This is a genomic window from Peribacillus sp. S4 (assembly GCF_046715815.1).
Lineage (GTDB): Bacteria > Bacillota > Bacilli > Bacillales > DSM-1321 > Peribacillus > Peribacillus frigoritolerans.
In genome coordinates, this window is the sequence record NZ_CP175708.1 from 3,548,771 (window position 1) to 3,567,758 (window position 18,988).

The 18,988-nt window shown below is 40.6% G+C and carries 20 protein-coding genes; 3 read left to right on the plus strand and 17 right to left on the minus strand.

All coding sequences use genetic code 11. From position 1 onward, the window contains the following. Positions 1-89: 89 nt before the first annotated feature. From ACJ9PY_RS16775 to ACJ9PY_RS16850, 16 genes are all read right to left on the minus strand, one after another. On the minus strand, positions 90-1,883 hold the full coding sequence (locus ACJ9PY_RS16775; protein WP_098865319.1) for an ATP-binding protein: 1,794 nt from the start codon (positions 1,881-1,883) through the stop codon (positions 90-92). Then, a complete protein-coding gene (locus tag ACJ9PY_RS16780; RefSeq protein WP_034308096.1) occupies positions 1,880-2,596 on the minus strand; it encodes a response regulator in 717 nt (238 codons plus the stop codon). The genes ACJ9PY_RS16775 and ACJ9PY_RS16780 overlap by 4 nt, the downstream gene beginning before the upstream one ends. A 294-nt stretch (positions 2,597-2,890) precedes the next feature. After that, complete coding sequence (ccsB, locus tag ACJ9PY_RS16785; protein ID WP_098865318.1) at positions 2,891-4,069, minus strand: c-type cytochrome biogenesis protein CcsB; 1,179 nt, start codon at positions 4,067-4,069, stop codon at positions 2,891-2,893. Further along, on the minus strand, positions 4,062-5,711 hold the full coding sequence (locus tag ACJ9PY_RS16790; RefSeq protein ID WP_098865317.1) for a cytochrome c biogenesis protein ResB: 1,650 nt from the start codon (positions 5,709-5,711) through the stop codon (positions 4,062-4,064). Before ACJ9PY_RS16790 ends, ccsB begins: the two co-directional genes overlap by 8 nt. An 18-nt stretch (positions 5,712-5,729) precedes the next feature. Further along, positions 5,730-6,260, minus strand: coding sequence for a thiol-disulfide oxidoreductase ResA (gene resA / locus ACJ9PY_RS16795; protein ID WP_098865316.1), 531 nt, complete (start codon positions 6,258-6,260; stop codon positions 5,730-5,732). 210 nt (positions 6,261-6,470) lie between these two features. Continuing rightward, positions 6,471-7,211: a 23S rRNA pseudouridine(2605) synthase RluB gene (rluB, locus tag ACJ9PY_RS16800; RefSeq protein WP_034308106.1), complete on the minus strand. Its 741-nt coding sequence runs from the start codon at positions 7,209-7,211 to the stop codon at positions 6,471-6,473. A gap of 304 nt (positions 7,212-7,515) precedes the next feature. Further along, complete coding sequence (locus tag ACJ9PY_RS16805; protein ID WP_411738607.1) at positions 7,516-8,043, minus strand: spore maturation protein; 528 nt, start codon at positions 8,041-8,043, stop codon at positions 7,516-7,518. A gap of 14 nt (positions 8,044-8,057) precedes the next feature. Next, positions 8,058-8,651: a nucleoside recognition domain-containing protein gene (locus ACJ9PY_RS16810; protein ID WP_063575727.1), complete on the minus strand. Its 594-nt coding sequence runs from the start codon at positions 8,649-8,651 to the stop codon at positions 8,058-8,060. Further along, positions 8,644-9,804, minus strand: coding sequence for a D-alanyl-D-alanine carboxypeptidase family protein (locus ACJ9PY_RS16815; RefSeq protein WP_411738608.1), 1,161 nt, complete (start codon positions 9,802-9,804; stop codon positions 8,644-8,646). Before ACJ9PY_RS16815 ends, ACJ9PY_RS16810 begins: the two co-directional genes overlap by 8 nt. Positions 9,805-9,962: 158 nt before the next feature. Further along, a complete protein-coding gene (locus ACJ9PY_RS16820; RefSeq protein ID WP_411738609.1) occupies positions 9,963-11,609 on the minus strand; it encodes an FAD-dependent oxidoreductase in 1,647 nt (548 codons plus the stop codon). 178 nt (positions 11,610-11,787) lie between these two features. After that, the gene (ahpC, locus tag ACJ9PY_RS16825; RefSeq protein WP_034308115.1) at positions 11,788-12,351 is read right to left on the minus strand and encodes an alkyl hydroperoxide reductase subunit C; all 564 of its coding nucleotides are present in this window, start codon (positions 12,349-12,351) and stop codon (positions 11,788-11,790) included. Positions 12,352-12,793: 442 nt separating this feature from the next. After that, entirely contained in the window at positions 12,794-13,669 is an 876-nt protein-coding gene (locus ACJ9PY_RS16830; RefSeq protein WP_063575724.1) for a superoxide dismutase, read from the minus strand. Positions 13,670-13,789: 120 nt separating this feature from the next. Continuing rightward, positions 13,790-14,278: a YpuI family protein gene (locus ACJ9PY_RS16835; protein ID WP_214923430.1), complete on the minus strand. Its 489-nt coding sequence runs from the start codon at positions 14,276-14,278 to the stop codon at positions 13,790-13,792. 22 nt (positions 14,279-14,300) lie between these two features. After that, positions 14,301-14,717: a hypothetical protein gene (locus tag ACJ9PY_RS16840; RefSeq protein WP_034308118.1), complete on the minus strand. Its 417-nt coding sequence runs from the start codon at positions 14,715-14,717 to the stop codon at positions 14,301-14,303. Positions 14,718-14,772: 55 nt separating this feature from the next. Beyond that, the gene (gene scpB / locus ACJ9PY_RS16845) at positions 14,773-15,354 is read right to left on the minus strand and encodes an SMC-Scp complex subunit ScpB (protein ID WP_411738610.1); all 582 of its coding nucleotides are present in this window, start codon (positions 15,352-15,354) and stop codon (positions 14,773-14,775) included. Further along, positions 15,341-16,108: a segregation/condensation protein A gene (locus ACJ9PY_RS16850; protein ID WP_057278754.1), complete on the minus strand. Its 768-nt coding sequence runs from the start codon at positions 16,106-16,108 to the stop codon at positions 15,341-15,343. The genes scpB and ACJ9PY_RS16850 overlap by 14 nt, the downstream gene beginning before the upstream one ends. A 215-nt stretch (positions 16,109-16,323) precedes the next feature. Between ACJ9PY_RS16850 and ACJ9PY_RS16855 the strand changes: the two genes are divergently transcribed. Then, positions 16,324-16,416, plus strand: coding sequence for a YjcZ family sporulation protein (locus tag ACJ9PY_RS16855; RefSeq protein ID WP_072273196.1), 93 nt, complete (start codon positions 16,324-16,326; stop codon positions 16,414-16,416). Between the two features lie 165 nt (positions 16,417-16,581). Beyond that, positions 16,582-17,118 (plus strand): DUF309 domain-containing protein, encoded by a 537-nt coding sequence (locus ACJ9PY_RS16860; RefSeq protein ID WP_048680145.1) that lies wholly within the window; start codon positions 16,582-16,584, stop codon positions 17,116-17,118. A gap of 28 nt (positions 17,119-17,146) precedes the next feature. Here the strand turns inward: ACJ9PY_RS16860 and ACJ9PY_RS16865 are convergent, their stop codons facing one another. Then, the gene (locus tag ACJ9PY_RS16865) at positions 17,147-17,491 is read right to left on the minus strand and encodes a GNAT family N-acetyltransferase (RefSeq protein WP_411738611.1); all 345 of its coding nucleotides are present in this window, start codon (positions 17,489-17,491) and stop codon (positions 17,147-17,149) included. A gap of 586 nt (positions 17,492-18,077) precedes the next feature. Between ACJ9PY_RS16865 and ACJ9PY_RS16870 the strand changes: the two genes are divergently transcribed. Then, positions 18,078-18,938 (plus strand): DUF1002 domain-containing protein, encoded by an 861-nt coding sequence (locus ACJ9PY_RS16870; RefSeq protein ID WP_057278872.1) that lies wholly within the window; start codon positions 18,078-18,080, stop codon positions 18,936-18,938. The last annotated feature ends 50 nt before the right edge of the window (positions 18,939-18,988 follow it).

An 18,988-nucleotide genomic window follows, 5' to 3' on the forward strand; every position in this document is an offset into this window, starting at 1 on the left:
AAAAACAAAGACAAGTTGGATAGACATCCAATTGCCTTTGTCTTCGCAGTACTTTATGAAACAAGATTATCTGGCGATCCACCTGTCATTCATTCAGCGTTTTCCATAATTCGAGGCAAAATGATACTGAATGTCGTCCCTTTATTAGGTAAACTGTTTACCGAAATGTAGCCATCATGGGCATTGATTATATTTTTTACGATTGCCAAACCCAATCCGGTACCCGAACGGCCGCGGGTCCTTGCTTTATCCGCTTTATAAAACCTCTCGAATACAAAAGGCAGATCCTCTTCGGGAATTCCAGATCCAGAGTCCCTCACATCAATGATCAGTCCCCTTCGATCACTTGTCCTCTGAATGACATCAATGTTACCGCCTGGGGGAGTATGACGAATCGCATTATCAATTAAATTGGTCAAAACCTGTTCAATACGGTCCGGATCGAAATGCCATTGAATCTGATTGTCTTGCAGGCTGGCTGATATTGTAATCCCTTTTTCTTTAGCCAGCCCAGAAAACTTACTTGTAATCCTCTTTAAATATGGAGAAACGGGTACACATTCATAGCTTAGATTCATTTTACCCGATTCCAATTTAGCTAGATCGAGTAGATCATTGACTAAACGTCCCATTCTTAAAGATTCATCATAGATGATGCGGGCCATTTCCACCTTTTCCTCTTCACTGCCCGCAATGTCATCTACAATCGCTTCACTATATCCTTGCAACATTGAAATCGGGGTCCTTAACTCATGGGAGACATTCGCTATGAAATCAGTCCTGAGTTTGTCCATACGTCTTTCATCACTCATATCCCTTATGATGGCCACCGCTCCCCGAATATTGTCGCCATTTGTATATAGCGGACTGACAATCAATCCCCAATTACGGCCCTGCAAGGTAATTTCACCGACTTGTTCCTTATCGAAGGACTCAGATTCATCAAAAAGATTCATCAAAACCAAAGGGACATTCACATTATCTTCCCGGTTATAGCCCTTTTCAAAATACCAGGATTGCAGAAACCTTTCCGCTGGCGGATTCGTTTCAAGAATTGTGCCGTCTTTATTGAAGGTGATGACCCCATCTGCCATACTGCTAAGAATGCTGGAGAGATGTTCCTTTTCCTGACTAAGTGCATTCATGTTGAATTTCAGTTGCTTTCTCATCTGATTAAACGCTATGGCCAGCTCACCGATTTCATCTTGAGTCAGTATTGGAACCTTTGTATCAAATTTCCCCCGGGCAATCGCTAGGGCGGCTTCCCTCATCTTCACCAATGGAGCATTGATTCTTGTAGATAAAAAGAAAGCAAAAATCGTTGTCAAAATAATGGCGATGCCTGCTGCCAATAAAATGAACTGTGTAGTGGATTTTGTGGTTTCTTCCATGGACTCCAACGATTGAAATAGGAACACTTCATCCTGTTCCCCATTCAATTCAAGCGGAATGCCTACCACGATTGCGGATAAGCCCTCGTTTCCCGCATCATCCGATAGCGCCATTTCCTTTTTTACAGTCTTTCTTTCCGTAAAAACCTTGAGCAATTCGGGGTCTTTTTTAATGAGTTCCGGCGTGATTTCAAACTCATTATCTCCACCGATGGATGTGAATACCATTTTGTCATCATTAAGAATGATCATTTTCGTTTCATTGCCTATTAATTCCGAAGCTATTTGTAATACCTCATTGCTGGATCCCTGATGTTCATTGGTCACCTTAATGATTTGTTCAGCCGTTTTGGTTAAATCATTTTCAATATTTTCAATTTGGAAATTCTCAAAGAATTCGACCAGCAGAACGGTTAAAACAATTAATACAAACGACACGAGCAATAGGATCGTGGCCCATAGCTTCCCTACAACACTGCCCCATAGCATCAGTCATTAATGACTTCGAACTTGTAACCTACACCCCAAACGGTCACAATCATCTTGGCTGCGTTTTCGGATATGCGGTTTAATTTTTCACGCAAGCGTTTAACATGCGTGTCTACAGTTCGAAGATCTCCAAAGAATTCATAGTGCCATACTTCTTTTAACAATTGCTCCCGGTCAAAAACCTTATCTGGGGATTTCGCCAAGAAATATAACAATTCATATTCTTTCGGTGTTAATGAAACCTCTTTGTTATCAGCAAGTACACGGTGGGCATCATTATCTATTGTTAGATGCGAGAAGACGATCACATCTTTTGCCGTCGTTTCCGTCTGCATGTAACCTGTGCTTGAAGAGCGACGCAATAAAGCTTTAACCCTTAACACGACTTCACGGGGACTGAACGGCTTTACGATATAATCATCAGTCCCCACTTCGAAACCTTGAACACGGTTCACTTCTTCCCCTTTAGCCGTCAGCATGATAATTGGAGTCGTTTTCTTTTCCCTTAATTCACGGCAAACTTCGATTCCATCTTTCCCAGGCATCATAATATCCAATAAAATTAAATCATAATCATTTTCAAGGGCTTTTGTTAAAGCCATATCTCCATTTTCAGCTTCATCGATTATGTATTCTTCCCTTTCCAAATACATCTTTAGCAGCCGGCGGATTCTTTCCTCATCATCCACCACGAGAATTTTAATAGCGTTATACATTATGTAATCAGCCTCCTATCATATATTCTACAAAATGAATACTTCCATGACTAATACTTTTTCCTTACATCGTACGATAAAGAGCCGATTTCACAAGGCTTCCATGAACCTTTCACCATTTTGTCACAAAAAAGACTCCGACCGCCCATCAAGAATGGATAATTACTATTTCACCGAAATATTCCCATTGAATAGGATTGACAGAAAAAGGGATCATTTTCTAGAAAAATCGATAAGCCAACTCTCGACGTTTCTATCAAAAGACCCCCTTCATCTAAACATTACAATACAGAATCAAGCATATGAATGCAAACCAGCAATAACAAGATTGACGAAAATCAGGTTAAACATGATGATGGCAAAACCGATGACGGCAAGCCAAGCCGATTTTTCCCCTTGCCACCCCTTTGACATCCGCAGATGCAAGAAAGCCGCATAAAACAACCAAGTAACCAATGCCCAGACCTCTTTCGGATCCCAGCCCCAGAATCGTGTCCAGGCCACTTGGGCCCAGATCATTGCAAAAATGAGGGCACCGAGTGTAAAGATCGGAAAACCGATAAGGACCGAACGATAACTAATCTCGTCCAATAAATTCAAATTCACATTTTTAACGATCGGTTTAATCAAAGCTGCCACTCTTTTGCGAGCAATCAACCTTATTAAACCATACAGGACGAGTCCCATGCCGAATGACCAAAGAACAGTATTCAGTTTCTTGGCATTGATCAGTGGAGGCATGTCCACCAGCGGTTCAAATCGATCCGTCTCGATGAGTTTCCCTTCATTGGGCCCTACCAATGCCGGCAGGTTGAATTCCTGTTTGACTTCGGCACCTTTTTTATCGACCCAATCAAAATTCGCCTTATAATCCATGGCAGCAAAAGAAGAAGTGATGATGACGAAACCGATGGTGCAGACTAATGTGAACATGATGACTTCAAGCCAGAACGTTCTTTTGCTTGATTGTGTCTGATCAACGAACTTGATTAAATAAATGATGGCAGTAACGAAACTTATGGCAAGGATTGACTGTCCTGCCGCTGCAGTCGTTACATGAATATGGAGCCAATCACTCTGCAAAGCAGGGATGAGTGGCGAAATTTCTGTAGGGAACATACTTGCATAAGCGATTATCAATAATGCTATCGGTAAAGCGAATAGCCCAAGGGCAGGTGTTTTATAAAGAAAATAAATTAATATGAAAGCACCGACCAGCATCATTCCGAAAAAGGTCGTAAATTCAAACAGGTTACTTACCGGGGCATGCCCGGCAGCAATCCATCTAGTGAAGAAATACCCAATTTGCGCCGCAAACCCGATAATGGTGACGAAAATGCCCAGTTTTGCCCATTTGTTTTGTTTCTTTTCCTCCGCACCGCGTTTATCCTTGATCGATCCCCCGAATAAAAAGGTAGCGATCAGATATAAAATGAAAGCTGCATATAAAAGGTTACTGCTTAATTCAGCCATTTAAAACTTCCCCCTTACTAGAAGATTTCTCCTCTTCAAGTTGATCCATTGGTTCGGAAAGTGATGTTGATTCTATCGCTTGTTTTATATCTCTTTTAATGCCGTGCCAGTTTTTGTTTGTATGGCCGGCCAAAAGTATCTCATCATCTTTCCTCTTGATCCATATACGCCGATGATTCCAATAAGACCCTTGGACAACGCCGATCATGAAGATGATACCACCCGTGAATAAGATCCAAAGGGTTAAATCCTTCCTGACGGTCAAAGCCGTGACATCTTGGGTTTCCACACCATTAAAAGCCATTTTATAAGTGTTTTCCCCTAAAGGCTCCACAGTCTCCTTAATCGCTACGAAACTGACTTCACCCTCTGGCTTATCCGGAGTATGCATCTTAAAGATAAATGCTGGATTATTCGGAATCTTCGATATCGTTCTAGGTTCGCCTTTTTCATCGAACTCGAAATCAGGGAAGTAACTGATCAAGTCAACGGAATATCCTTCTTTCAACTCGTATTTCTTTTGCGGGTTGTTCAAATCAACCTTTAAGCTTCCATATTTCTCTTCGGTTTTTTTATTTATCAAATTAAAAGCCATCGTACTGAGCTCATCCAATTTATAGTCTACTTGGTAAAGGGCATAATGATCATGTTTCAGAGGTTCATTGACTTTGATTTTATAATCTTTAAGCTTATCAAGGTCCACTTTTTCCCCTGGTAAGGTTTCTCCCTTGCGCTCATAGAGCGTAACATCGGATTGATATGTTTTAGCGATCGTACCGGTTTTATCAATTGCAGCACTGTACTGCTTATCTTCTTCACTCTCTTTGTCATACACCTCTAAGGTAAATTCATTATTCTGAAGATAGTATTCACCATTTGTACCGGGGATTTCTTTCCTCTCGCCTTCACGCAGCCAAAGTACTTTGTCGATATACATCCCAGGGACGGAACGCAATAATGCTCCAATTAAGAAAATGATAAGTCCAATATGATTGACATAGGGTCCCCAACGTGAAAAACGACCTTTTTCGGCAAGTATATGACCGTTTTCCTCTCGTATATGATAACGCTGCCTTTTTAGTCTATCCTTTACTTCTTCAAGGTTAATATCGTGGTCTTCAAGCTTTGTCACCCCATAAATCCGCTGACGTTTCATGAAACCGTCATGACGTGTGACCCCTTGCTTTTTTAACGATCGATATAACGGAAAGAACCGGTCGATACTGGCAATCAATAGTGATATGCCCAGCATGCCTATGATAATCAAATACCACCATGAACTATACAAGTTATGAAACCCGAGTTCATAATACACCCTTCCGAACCAGCCATATTCCAGTTCATAATGCTCTGCAGGCGTCGCGGTTGAAGGGATGTACATTTCCTGGGGTAAAATCGTCCCGATAGCTGAAGCGATCAAAGCAATGACTATGAGCGTCACCCCGACCTTAACGGAAGAAAAGAAATTCCATATTTTATCGATGATCGTTTTTTTATATGTTTGTGAACGCCTGGCACTTCCTTCATATCTCATATCAATAAGCTGATTCTCTTTTTCGTTACCAAGCACCATTCCGCATTTCCCGCATATCTTTGTGCCAAACGGATTTACATGACCACAATCGCATTTTACTTCTTTCATGTCAAAAACTCCCCAATATTATGGTTTAATTCTCTCCATATGCTTTTGGATGCTCTCTTCTGTCAAAGCTCCGGTAATGATATCTATCACTTTCCCCTCTTTATCAACCAAAAAGGAGACAGGCAATATATCCACGCGGTAAGCATTTTCCACTTCCCTACCTTTATCGATCATGACAGGAAAGGTAAGGTCATGCTTTGTAATGAAATTATCGACAGCATAGTCAGATTCCCCGACGTTAACGGCCAATATCTCAACGCCCTGGTCTTTAAAGTTTTTATACTGATTTTCCATATAAGGCATTTCATATTCACACGGCTTGCAATATGTACCCCAAAAGTTCAGGAAAACGCCTTTTCCCTTGTAATCTGAAAGTTTATGCTCTTTACCTTCCATATCAGTCAAGACGAAATTGGGTGCATCGGATCCTTTTCTCAGGCTTTCATTCTTATCTTTAGTGAAGTTCGTATAAAGGGCAAACACTAAAGCTGCACCTAATAGCAGGAGAATGATGGTTCTGCTAATGAGGCGTCGCTTCTTTTTATCCATAGAGATCCTCCTAAGGCCACACTAAATTTAACCATACCATTATACCATTTAACGCCATGTCCTTTATATTTGCATTTCTGAAGGTTTTGTGACATTCTTTCCCGATTCATGAAGGAAAAGGTATTTACAGGTTGTTTTCCACCACCCATTTCTTCCAGGGGAAGAGTAGGGGTAGTGGTTTCAACCTATCAATACAGGCAAAATACTAGCTTACATTCTCCGCTGTTTAGGCTCGGTCGTTGCTAAAGTCCGCATTAATTTAACTTCATGTGGAGTCAGCTCCCGGGAATCCCCTGCAGTTAAACCATCCAAGGTCAAGAAACCATATTGCTCCCTCTTCAATTTAATGACGGGATGGCCAATTGCTTCGAACATCCGGCGAACTTGCCTATTCCTGCCTTCATGTATTGTGATTTCAACTATGGCCGTTTCCTTTTTCTTGTCGGTAGACAATACCCTTGTCTTGGCCGGAGCAGTCTTGCCATCCTCCAACTTGATTCCCTTATCCAGCTTTTTCAAGCTTTCACGCAAAGGCATCCCTTTCACTTTCGCCACATACACTTTATCCACTTCATGCTTCGGATGCATTAACGTGTTTGCAAATTCCCCGTCATTGGTTAAAATCAACAAGCCCGAAGTATCGTAATCCAAGCGGCCAACTGGATAAATCCGTTCATTGATGTAAGGGAAAAAGTCCGTTACGACTTTTCTGTTCTTATCATCAGAAACGGCCGAAATGACGCCGCGCGGTTTATAGAATAGGAAATAAACCGGAGCTTCTTTTTCAAGCGGGACTTCATTAACCTCAACCTTATCATTAGGCCCCACTTTCACACCTAATTCCTTCACTACTTTGCCGTTCACTTTTACCTTACCTTCTAAAATCAACTCTTCTGCTTTACGGCGGGAAGCCAGTCCAGCATGTGCTATCACCTTTTGTAATCGTTCCATCTATCTTCACCCCATAGTATAATCATTCGTTTGTTATTGTCTATACATACACAATCATACAATTATTACATATTGAGAGGCAAAAACAAAAGGTTTTTCGCGATTAAGAGCTTTTCTTTTATTATTACACCAATAATGGGACGGTTAAATGGGTTGGTTTCCATAATGAGTGTAACATAGCTTATTTTTCCATACAAAAAAATGTTTCTTTTGATGAAAGATTGAATACACCTTAATAATGGATGGCTGCTTTTAAGAAAAAAGACAAAAAAAAAAGAAATGGAATTGTCCATTTCCCTACCTTTTAATTCATGCCGAAAACCAGTGTGACGATAATAACGGCAGCTATGATTCCGATCAAGTCTGCCAAAAGGCCGACCTTAAGGGCATCACCCATTTTTTTGATTCCGACGGCTCCAAAATAAACGGTCAATACATAGAACGTGGTATCCGTACTTCCCTGAATCGTGGCAGCCAAGCGGCCAACAAAGGAATCCGGTCCATAAACCGATATCAGGTCGCTGGTGATTCCTAAAGCCGCTGTTCCGGATATTGGTCTAATAATCGCAAGGGGTAAAACCTCAGACGGAAAATGAAGAAAGGAAAGCAAGGGGTTTAGTGATTGTACAATGAAATCCAAGGCCCCTGATGCCCTAAATACTGAAATCGCCACAAGCATCCCTACCAGGAAAGGAATAAGGGAAAAGGACATGTTGATTCCTTCTTTCCCCCCCTCAACGAAGGTCTCATAGGTGGGAACTCTTTTCAATGTGCCATACAGTAATATTCCGAGGATCAAAACCGGTATCATCCAAATTGAAATGGTGGTCATCCAGTGCAACATCCTTATTCCCTCCCGTTCCTCTTTCTCCTGTAATAAAAATATCGATCTATCGCGATTCCTCCAACGGCAGAAATGGCCGTTGCTATTATGGTCGGAAATACGATGTCCGTCGGGGAGTGGGCATCGTAGTTCATGCGGATCGCAATGACAGTGGTTGGAATCAACGTTACGCTTGAGGTATTGATTGCTAAAAAAGTGACCATCGAGCGGCTGACCGTTGCTTTTCCTCCATTTAGTTTCTTAAGCTGTTCCATGGCTTTTATACCAAGAGGCGTAGCTGCATTCCCCAACCCGAATGTGTTTGCCATCATATTGGAAAGTATATACCCCATAGCGGGATGATTAGGAGGCACTTCAGGGAATAGCCATCTCATGAACGGCTTGAACAAGTTGGATAGTTTATCTAACAGCCCCGATTCCTCCGCAATTTTCATCAAACCCAGCCAAAAGACAAGTATGCTCATCAGTCCCAGGCAAAGGGTGACCGCTTCCTTTGCGCTGACAAATAGAGCTTCATTCACCTGATCCATCGTTCCATTAACCATGCCAAAGACGATACCGATCACGAACATCCCGACCCAAATGTAATTAACCATTGCGTCCGATTCCCAATACCGCTTCAAATACTTCAGCCCATGAAGATTGGAATGATTGTTGCTTGAAGCTTTCTTTTGCTTCCCCATAAAAAATTGACCGAGTTCCTATTTTCTTCCCATCAAGATAGATGGATGCTCTGCCGACAACTTCCGGGATTTCCCTTTTATCATCCCAAGCCTTCTGGGGCTTCAACAATTTCATTTTCACTTTGACCAATTCTCTCTCTTCGTTTGTCAGTGGGTATGAAAAATCATTTTTAATGTAGACATGTCCTTTATATATTTTATTTTCCATGTTTTCCACCATGCCTGCGGGTAAAATTTCTGTTGGCTTATAATCCTTAAAGGCCGATTCGTACATATGAATATGATCATTCCAATCATCCGGACCATTCAATGTCACAGCAATCAGGTCATGCTCGTTTTTTGTTGCCGTCGTGACCAAGGTACGTTTTGCTAGTTTCGTATACCCTGTTTTCCCCCCTGTGCAATACTCATATAATTGTGTAAGTAGGCGATTTTTGTTCTTCCATACATAATCCCATTGTTCTGTGGAATTAGGTGCCCTGTGTTCCTTTGTGCCGGCAATCTTCGCATACGTTTCATTTTGCATGGCATAACGAGTGAGAATGGCCATATCATAGGCGGTTGAATAATGGTTCTTCGTATTATCCAAACCATGTGGATTTGAAAAATGGGTATCCCTCATCCCTATTTCTTCCGCCTTTTGATTCATCATCCAGACGAATCCATCCAGGCTTCCGCCAACCTTTTCGCTGATTGCCACTGCTGCATCATTACCTGAACGAAGCATCAAGCCATATACCAAATCTTCGAGCTTAATTTTTTCTCCTACTTTTAAGTAAAGGGAAGATCCCTCCGTCCCGAAGGCATTGCTGCTCACCCTCACTGTCTCATCCATCTGTCCCGATTCAATAGCCAAGATGGCCGTCATTATTTTCGTAATGCTTGCTATGCGATTCTTTTCATGAGCATTCACTTGATAAATGACCCTTCCGCTATCCTCATCCATTAAAATCGCGCTATGGGCACTTACGGATACATTTGCATAGGCGCTTTGTACAGGTGCCATAAAAGACAACAGGAGAATGACGATACACAAACTCGATAACCCTTTATATAGAAAACGCATGAGTGCCCCCTCGTCTCTTTACTTGTTTTTGTACAAGTTTATGCAAAGGGACAAGGGTTATGAATAAAAGAATCTAAACCCTGATGTTATCCACTGTTTTCAAGGGAAGTTTTCCAAAAAAAAAAATCGATAGGGACTCCTATCGATTTAGTGTTCTATTATACTAATAGTGCAGCGATTTCATCAATTTTCTTAGCTCCGAATACCACTTGTTCATCATTGATGATCATGGCCGGCACGCTCATGACTTTATATTTCTTCTTGATTTCCTGGAAATTGCTTATATCGACCATTTCAGCTTCAACGTTAGGGTTTTCAATCGCTATGCGCTGTGCACCCACAACAACGTCTGGACAGTAGTGACATGACAATGAAACCATGACCTTAATGTTCGCTTTTTTACTGATTCCCTTGATTGAATTCAATACGGCTGAATCCAATGCTTGACCAGGTCCAGCCAGGTTATAGATGGCCAAAATGAAGGAATTCAACTCATGGCCGCCTGGTACACCGTGGAATTTGACGCCACTGTATACACCATTTGAATTTAAGAGGGCAACGACAGGGAACTTATCCGCATTGATTTTTTCTTCGATTTCCGCATTTTCCCCTTTGTTGTATAACTCAAGATGAAGCTTATCGCCTAATTCCGCAACATCTAACAGGAAGTCTCGCAATTCTATTGATTTTGGCAAACTTTCATCGACAATGGACACCATAGTAACGTCGCTCTCCATCTTACCGAAGATTCCCTTTAATTGGCCACGTAACGCATCACTTAATAAAGCGCTCTTGCCTGCTGGGACAGCTGCCTGTTCTTTTTTCGCCGGTTTTTCAACTTCAGGTTCATCCTTGATTCCCAGGCGATCTTTTTCTTCCTCAATATATTTGCCGGCATCCGTTGCTGCAATCGCTCCATCGGATACAGCTGTGATAATCTGGCGCAAGGATTTTGGCCTTAGGTCGCCCGCCGCATAGACACCATTCACATTAGTCTTCATATCATCATCGGTTAAAATGTAACCAGCATCATCCATTTCGATATGGCCCTTGAATATCTCTGTTTTCGGCTCGTAACCTATGAAAACGAATACGCCAAATGTATTGTCTTCTTCCTTCGCCTTATATTCAAATTCTTCTTTGGTAACGTTATTGATGAAACGTGCTCTTTGAATCATCCCGTCTCCATGAACCCCAAGGATTTCCGTATTGAATTTCACTTCAATCTTATCATTTGCCATTACTTTATCAACAATGGACGGGGCACACGAGAAGCTTGATTCACGGGCGATGATTGTGACTTTTGTAGCAAAACGTGTCAGGAATATCGCTTCTTCAGCGGCTGCATATCCTGCCCCGATAACGAAAACTTCCAACCCTTCAAAGAATTCACCATCACATGTTGAACAATAAGCTACACCGCGGCCAGTGAATTCCTCTTCACCTGGAAATCCTAATGTTCTTGGAGAAGCACCCGTTGCAATGATGACGGCGCGTGCATGGTAGTCCCCGCCAAGGGTTTTAACGACTTTCACCTCTCCGGAGAAATCCACACCCGTTACATCAGCTTTGACGAACTCAACGCCAAAGTCTTCGTTTTGAAGCTTCATTTCTTCAACTAACCTAGGACCCGATATATGACGGATACCAGGATAATTGGCTATTTCCGATGTAGTTGCAGCTTGACCGCCACCAGTGCCCTTTTCAAGAATTATCGTCTTTAGCTTCGCTCTTCCTGCATAAACACCGGCTGAGAGGCCTGCAGGACCGCCGCCAATAATTAATAAATCATATATTTTTTTCATCTTTTGTGCTCCTTGCTGAATGATTATAACGTGCTAAACTGATTATTTTGAAAAACAAAAGGCACTTATTTTAGGTAAGTGCCTTTTGTCATTGTATCATGTCGGACGATTTGTCCAGTAATCGTAATCAATGCTGGGTATGTCCATTACCTGTAGAAATGGGCCCTCCCATTAAAAATTAAAGTTTACCTACAAGGTCTAGGCTTGGTTCAAGAGTATCTTCACCTGGAGTCCATTTTGCAGGGCAAACTTTATCTCCATGTTCCGCTACGAATTGTGCAGCTTGAACTTTTCTTACAAGTTCTTCTGCATTACGGCCAATTCCTAAATCATTGACTTCGTATGCTTTAATTTGTCCTTCTGGATTTACAATGAAAGTTCCACGTAGAGCCAATCCATCTTCTTCAATCAATACACCGAATTGACGGGATAAAACGTTTGCTGGGTCAGCTAACATTGGATATTGGATTTTACCGATTGTATCAGTAGCATCAGCCCATCCTTTGTGGCTGAAATGAGTATCTGTTGAAACTGAGTAAACTTCACAACCAATTTCCTTGAATGTTTCATAGTTATCTTGAAGATCGGCTAATTCAGTTGGACATACGAAAGAGAAGTCAGCTGGGTAGAAAAAGAATACTGCCCATTTCCCTTTAACATCTTCAAGTGTAACTTCTTTGAATTCTCCTGCATGGTAAGCTTGTACTTTAAAATCTTCAACTTGTTTATTGATCAATGACATAATAAATTCCTCCAATAGCTATTTTTTTATCTGCTCCTGTTTATAATAATTATTAAATAGAAACTAGTCAATAAATATACCTTAATAATTTTTAAGTTCACAAATTGGTCACAGTTTTTATATTAATATAAATTAATTATTTTTAAAATCCCATAGCACTTCAAATTAGCTTTTTCAACACATTTCCAATATTATTTCTAGGTTTCAAATAAGACACATGCTCATTATTTCGTGAGATGATTTCCTCTCCTTTTCAATCTAATTATAATATCCAAATGAGAATCATAAGTCGCTTTCTAATAAAAATTTTCAGGTCTCCTTCATATCTTTCCCATATTCCCCCTAAAAAATTCTTGTTTCGAAATTTCAATCAAAAAAAACGAACCTTGACGGCCCGTTTAGTTGTAATTGGTTCTCCAAAGACATTTCTATATTTTATCAGTTATTGCTTTTTCCAAATAAGCTTTTTCGCTTCGGTGAACCTTACGGCTATTTTCGGCCAGTTTACAACGTCCCACCATTTGTCCACATAGCCTGCCCGATTATTTTTATATTGCAGGTAATAAGCATGTTCCCATACATCAAGAACAAGGATTGGGATCGTATCCCACTGGGTCAAAACCATGTGCAATTCCGATTGAAGTATTTCTAGCCGCCGCGCACGCGGAGACCAGACTAATATCGCCCAGCCAACACCTTCTACTTGTTTGGCAGCCTCACTAAAATGACTTTTAAAAGCTGCAAAGCTTCCAAAATCCTTCTCAATCTGTTTAAGTAAATCCCCCCTTGGCTGTCCGCCCCCTCCCGGAATCATCACTTCCCAGAACAGCGTATGGAGATAATGGCCCGATCCATGAAAGGCTGCTTCCTTTTCCCAATGTTTCAACAAGGAAAAATCATTCGTTTCTCTCGCTTTTTTCATCATCAATTCCGCTTTATTCAGACCATCGACATATGCTTGATGATGCTTATCATGGTGCAGATACATGATTTCCCTTGAGATCGTCGGTTCCAACGCTTCATAGGCATAAGGTAACGGCGGTAACGTATGCTTCCCAATCGGCACTGATTGCCTTTCCTGTATATTGAATTCTCTAGCGAGTTCTTCAATTTCCTCGTAGACCCGACCCATCTCTTCTTCAATCAGGACCATATCCTCATAATCCATTTCTTCCTCATCCATATTCTTTGCCAACCCGGAAAGACGTTCAATATTTGACAGCAACGGCGAATCGGTGATATCGATCTTCTCAAGATATTCCATCACTCCATCAACCCAATCACTTACCTCTTTAGCATAATCTTTTACCTCTGACATCTTGCAACCTCCCCCTATTCCCATACACATAAATCATCAAAGTATTTTATGTATCGATTAAGCGGAGATTCCATTTATAGCTAAAAAAAACAGCTAGGCTTATTAAGCCTAGCTGTTTCATTATCTTGACTGCAACATTTTCGTCCGGTAATCCGTTTCATAAAACTCCAATTCTTCACGCATGGTCTGGAATCCACTTTCCACGGCCTTCAGAATGGATATTATGCTGTCAGGTACACTTTGGTGAAATTTAATCGAGTTTTTTCCTGTATAGGCAGATCTGCTGTCCTCAAACCACCGATCTGATTTTGGGGAAAAGTATTCTTCGATACATTGATGATAAACTCTATAAAGCGTCTTTTCAGCTGCAGCTTTATTGAAAACATCATTTTTCAGAACGATTTGGCAAGCCTCCAAGCCCTCTTCACAACTTACAAGCATTCTTCTTAAACTTGAAAGGATTCCTTTATAATAGGCTTCATCCCCGCTTTTTTCTTCTTGCAGCTTAGAATAGGTCGTCTCATTTATAAATTCTTCCAGTTGAGCCACTGTCGTTTCCAAAAAGCCCTTTACATCCTCAAGCTGAGATTTTACCAATGTATTCCCCAACCGTGAACCCTCCTCAAATTGATTAAGATTGAATATAATAGTCAACATGTGATTCTATATCATATGGTTTAGCTTGGTCAATAGATATAAACACTTTCTCCAATTTTTCAAAATCTATATTTTCGAAATAACCAGCCAGCTCTTTTTCTGCATTTATATATATTCGTTTTCGGTTAACCAGGCCCGGGTCTTTGAGTAGACAGACCATGGCGATGATGTCAGCCATATAAATATCTCTGTTAGGGCTTTTGAATAGGGGGTTGGCGGGATATGGGGTCCAAAGAGTGACCATCTCATCAAAATAGCGAAGATACAGTACATTCAGCGTCTTTTCTTCTCCATCCTTTATGTATTGTATAACGGATCGATTAAAGAAGTCCTCAGGTGAATTTGACTTTTCCTTTTCAAGCCCAAATCCATTGCATGCTACAATTCGCACCCGCAATCCCCCCGCATTCATTTTTTTCTATATTATCACAATTCAAAGAAAAATGTTATTCGATTGTTTGCTGAAATTTTTCAAAAAACAAATCGGCTTCACCACTTTCAAAGCTATCATCCGAATTATCGGCGAGAGGCGGTAATTCATCTATGGAATTCAGGCCGAAGTAATCCAAAAACTCTTTTGTTGTCCCATATAAATAAGCCCGGCCCGAGCCTTCAGCACGTCCTACCTCTTTAATTAAGACTTTGGTGACAAGTGTATGAATGGGGCGTTCCGTTTTCACTCCGCGTATTTCATCAATTTCAGCTCTAGTAATCGGCTGCTTATAAGCAATGATTGCGAGTGTTTCCAATGCCGCCTGGGATAAGCCTTGAGTGCTTGATGTTTCGACTAGTCTTTTCAAGTAATCCGAGTGCTCTTTTTTTGTCGTCATTTGATAAACGCCCGCTATTTCGATCACTTGAATCCCGCGTACATCCGATACATATTCTTCCTTTAAACTTCCAACGATGTCCGTTGCTTGATATTCCGTAATTTCCAGGACCGAGGCAATTTGTTTGACAGAGAGCCCTTCATCTCCGGCAGCAAACAATAATGCCTCAAGAATCCCTTTCCAATTAATAACTTCCAACTGGTTCTACACCTTCCTTAGCAGCAATCATGATTTCAGAAAAATTACCTTCTTGTTCAACGATGATTTCATTAAGTTTCATCAGTTCCAGCACCGCCATGAAAGTGATGACGATATGCTCCTTGACCGGGATCGAAAACAGTTCAAAAAAACTTTTCTTCCCTTTAATGGACTGTAACTCCATCTTGATTTCATCCATACGTTTCTCTATCGATATCTCTTGTTTCGTTACTTTCGTGTAAAGCGGCTTTTGAATTTTTTGCCTTCTCAGCAATTTTTGCAGAGCCCCCAACATATCATATAGACTTATATTCAACTCTTGTTTATCACTTTCCGCTTCTTTAACATAAACAGATAGATCACTTGGGGGTTTGGTGAACATCAAGCTTCTTTCTTCTTCCATCCCTTTAAATTCTTCGGCTGCATTTTTATACTTTTTATATTCTAATAGTTTTTCCACAAGCTCATCCCGTGGATCTTCCTCAAATATTTCCCCATCTTCATCAATCATTTGCTCATCTTCATGCTTTGGAAGCAGCATTTTACTCTTGATGGCAAGCAGTGTTGCAGCCATCACCAGATATTCGCTGGCCACATCCAATTCCAGATGCTGCATCGTATGGATGTAACCTAGGTATTGATCTGTAATATCAGCCATCGGAATATCGTAGATGTCTATTTCCAGGCGATTTATCAAATGCAGGAGTAAATCCATCGGACCTTCGAAAGCGTCAATTTTTATGTTATAACCCATTAAATTACCTCATTTAAATCTAATTGGCCGATATAGACCTATTTCTTTTACTAATCAAGTATAGTGGATTGCCGCCCTTTATCCAAATAATAATTTACTGTCCATAGAAAAGTTTTTATTTGGGATTACCGTCAAATGGGTCGGTGCCCAATCACATTCTGAAATCCAACATAACCTAGAAATGTAAGAATAGCAGAACAAAGGAGGTACTCATTATGGGTGCAGGTGGTTTTGGAAACGGCGGCGGATTCGCGTTTATTGTAGTATTGTTCATTTTATTAGTTATCGTCGGTGCTTCTTGGTGTTAATGGGAGACTGATGAATCAGCTGATTGCCTTGCAATCAGCTTTCTTTATTTTCCAGGAAAAAATTCTATGCTAAACTTAGTGAGTATACATAGCGGATGTTAAGCTATAAGAAAATGGCTTTTTGCCATACTTAGTTGATTCCATCAAACAAAAGGGGTGCTCCTATTGACTTACGCGGAAGACTACCTTTCTTTCCTTGTCCATTTCCATGGAACGAGGGATTACTTCGAATGTCATGAAATCCTTGAAGAATATTGGAAGGAAACCGCACCAAAAGAGCGTGACTCTCATTGGGTCGGGCTCATTCAGATTGCGGTTGCCCTGTATCATGATCGCAGGGGAAACAAAAAAGGGGCTGCAAGGACCCTGTCTAAAGCCTTGGCAAATCTCCACCTAAAAAAGGCCGAGCTCCTGAAGTTGGGACTCGATCCAGAACGACTGTTCAAATTGCTCGAGGATACACATGAGCGAATGTTATCACAAAAGCCATATAAAAGCATCAATCTGCCAATATCGGATCAAAGACTGATCGAAAAATGCCAATCCATGTGTTCGCAAGAAGGATCCATATGGGGTGCGGATAGCGACATGACCAATACATCGATAGTTGATAAGCACCTAATGCGTGACCGTTCGGATGTCATTTCAGAAAGGGCTCGACAGCTATCCCTTCGAAAAACAAGAATGGAGGACCGCCCTTAAAGGCGATCCTCCATTCAAGCTTTCATATTCAGAAATCTTCACACCTGTCAAGAAAGCTTTCCGTAAACTCATTTGCTTTTAATTCTTTGTCAGGATATTGGTCCTTGATGGCCCTGACCATCGTTTTACCGATACCTTGCTTCCGGAAGGATGGATTTACAGATATATGTTGTATCTCAATGTGGGTTGGAGAGACTTCTATACCGATCAGGCCCGTAATCTCTTCATCTTTCCATAAGAACAGCTGTAGGTTTTCATCCGTTTCATAATTCTTCATCGTATTCCGAAGCGTTTTTATCTCTTTTTCATTTGGCATGAAAGATAATAATCCCATGGCAAACTTCTCATAACTTTTCTTATACTTAATCAACATAATATCCCTCGTTACTAAATAACGTTTTTATTATCTTCCTGTTTCCAATTAATTTGCTTTGAATAATAATCCTCACATATAACATTTACATCATACATAAAAATCCCGTTCGTTTCAACATCACTTTCAGCACTTGATTTATCAATGGGCTATGTGCTAAGCGATAAACAGCCAGTATACGATTCCCCATATCAAAGCGATAATAAGCATCATAAGTAAAAGAGTCTTATTACTTTTCCTCATCCCATACTCCCTTTATGAATGGTCCAAATATTTAAATAACGAATTCATTCTACTATAACTTAACACAATCTGACAAATATCCTTGCAATCTTGCTTCAATTTTACTACATTGGTAAAGTGATCTAGGTTCATAGAGTGCCATCTTAGGTATAAAAGACAAAGATACCCCCAACTTCTTCGTTTAAATGAACGTAGCTATTTGGCTATAAATTTTTTTCAGGAATATATGTATCTTTTTTAGCCTTTGTTTCGTCAAATACTATGAATCTGATTTAAAGTGCCGCCCTTTTATTGAAAGATTCCCAATTCAGCAGGAAAGTTAAGGAGGATTATCATGAAAAAAATGAATAAATGGGTCATTGTAACCATTTTATTATGTCTATTATTGCCATATAAGGCTTTTGCAGATGCAGCTGTTGGTGAAATGATCGTCACACTTGGTGAGAATTTGACAAATGAACAAAAAAGTATGATTTTATCAGAAATGAAAGCACCAAATGATGTTGAGGTTTTAACCGTTACAAATGCGGAGGAACACGAATACTTAGGAGACTATATCGCTAGCCGTCTAATCGGTACAAAAGCGATTTCATCCTCTGCGATTACTTTGGAGGAAAAAGGTACCGGTCTTAAACTTGAGTCGAAAAACATTAACTGGGTTTCCGATGAAATGTATATCAATGCACTGGCTACTGCAGGAGTAAAAGATGCTACCGTTTATGTCACCGCACCTATACCCGTTTCCGGTACAGCGGCTTTGACAGGAGTCATTAAAGCCTATGAAATATCTGCCGACAAGAAGATTCCTGAAGATGTGAAACAGGCAGCGAATGAGGAAATGGTGAAAACAGCAAAATTGGGTGACGAAATCGGTACGGAAGAAGCCTCTGCACTTGTTACGAAAATCAAAGAGGAAATGGCTGCAAATCCACCAGCCAATACTGAAGAGGTCCGTGAGGTTGTCGAGTCTTCAGCAAAAGACCTTGGAATCGCCTTAAATGAAGATCAAGTACAAAGTTTAATTGATTTATTCAATAAGCTAAAAGAATTGAATATTGATTGGAACGCTGTCGGTGATCAGCTGACTGCAGCTAAAGATAAACTTTCCAATTTTCTTGAATCCGAAGAGGGTCAATCATTTCTGGATAAATTGAAAGAAGTGTTCAGTAGTTTAATAGACGCAATCAAATCACTTTTCAGCTGATTCAAATAAAAAAAGGATGGCCAATGCCATCCTTTCAGACGTAGACAAAC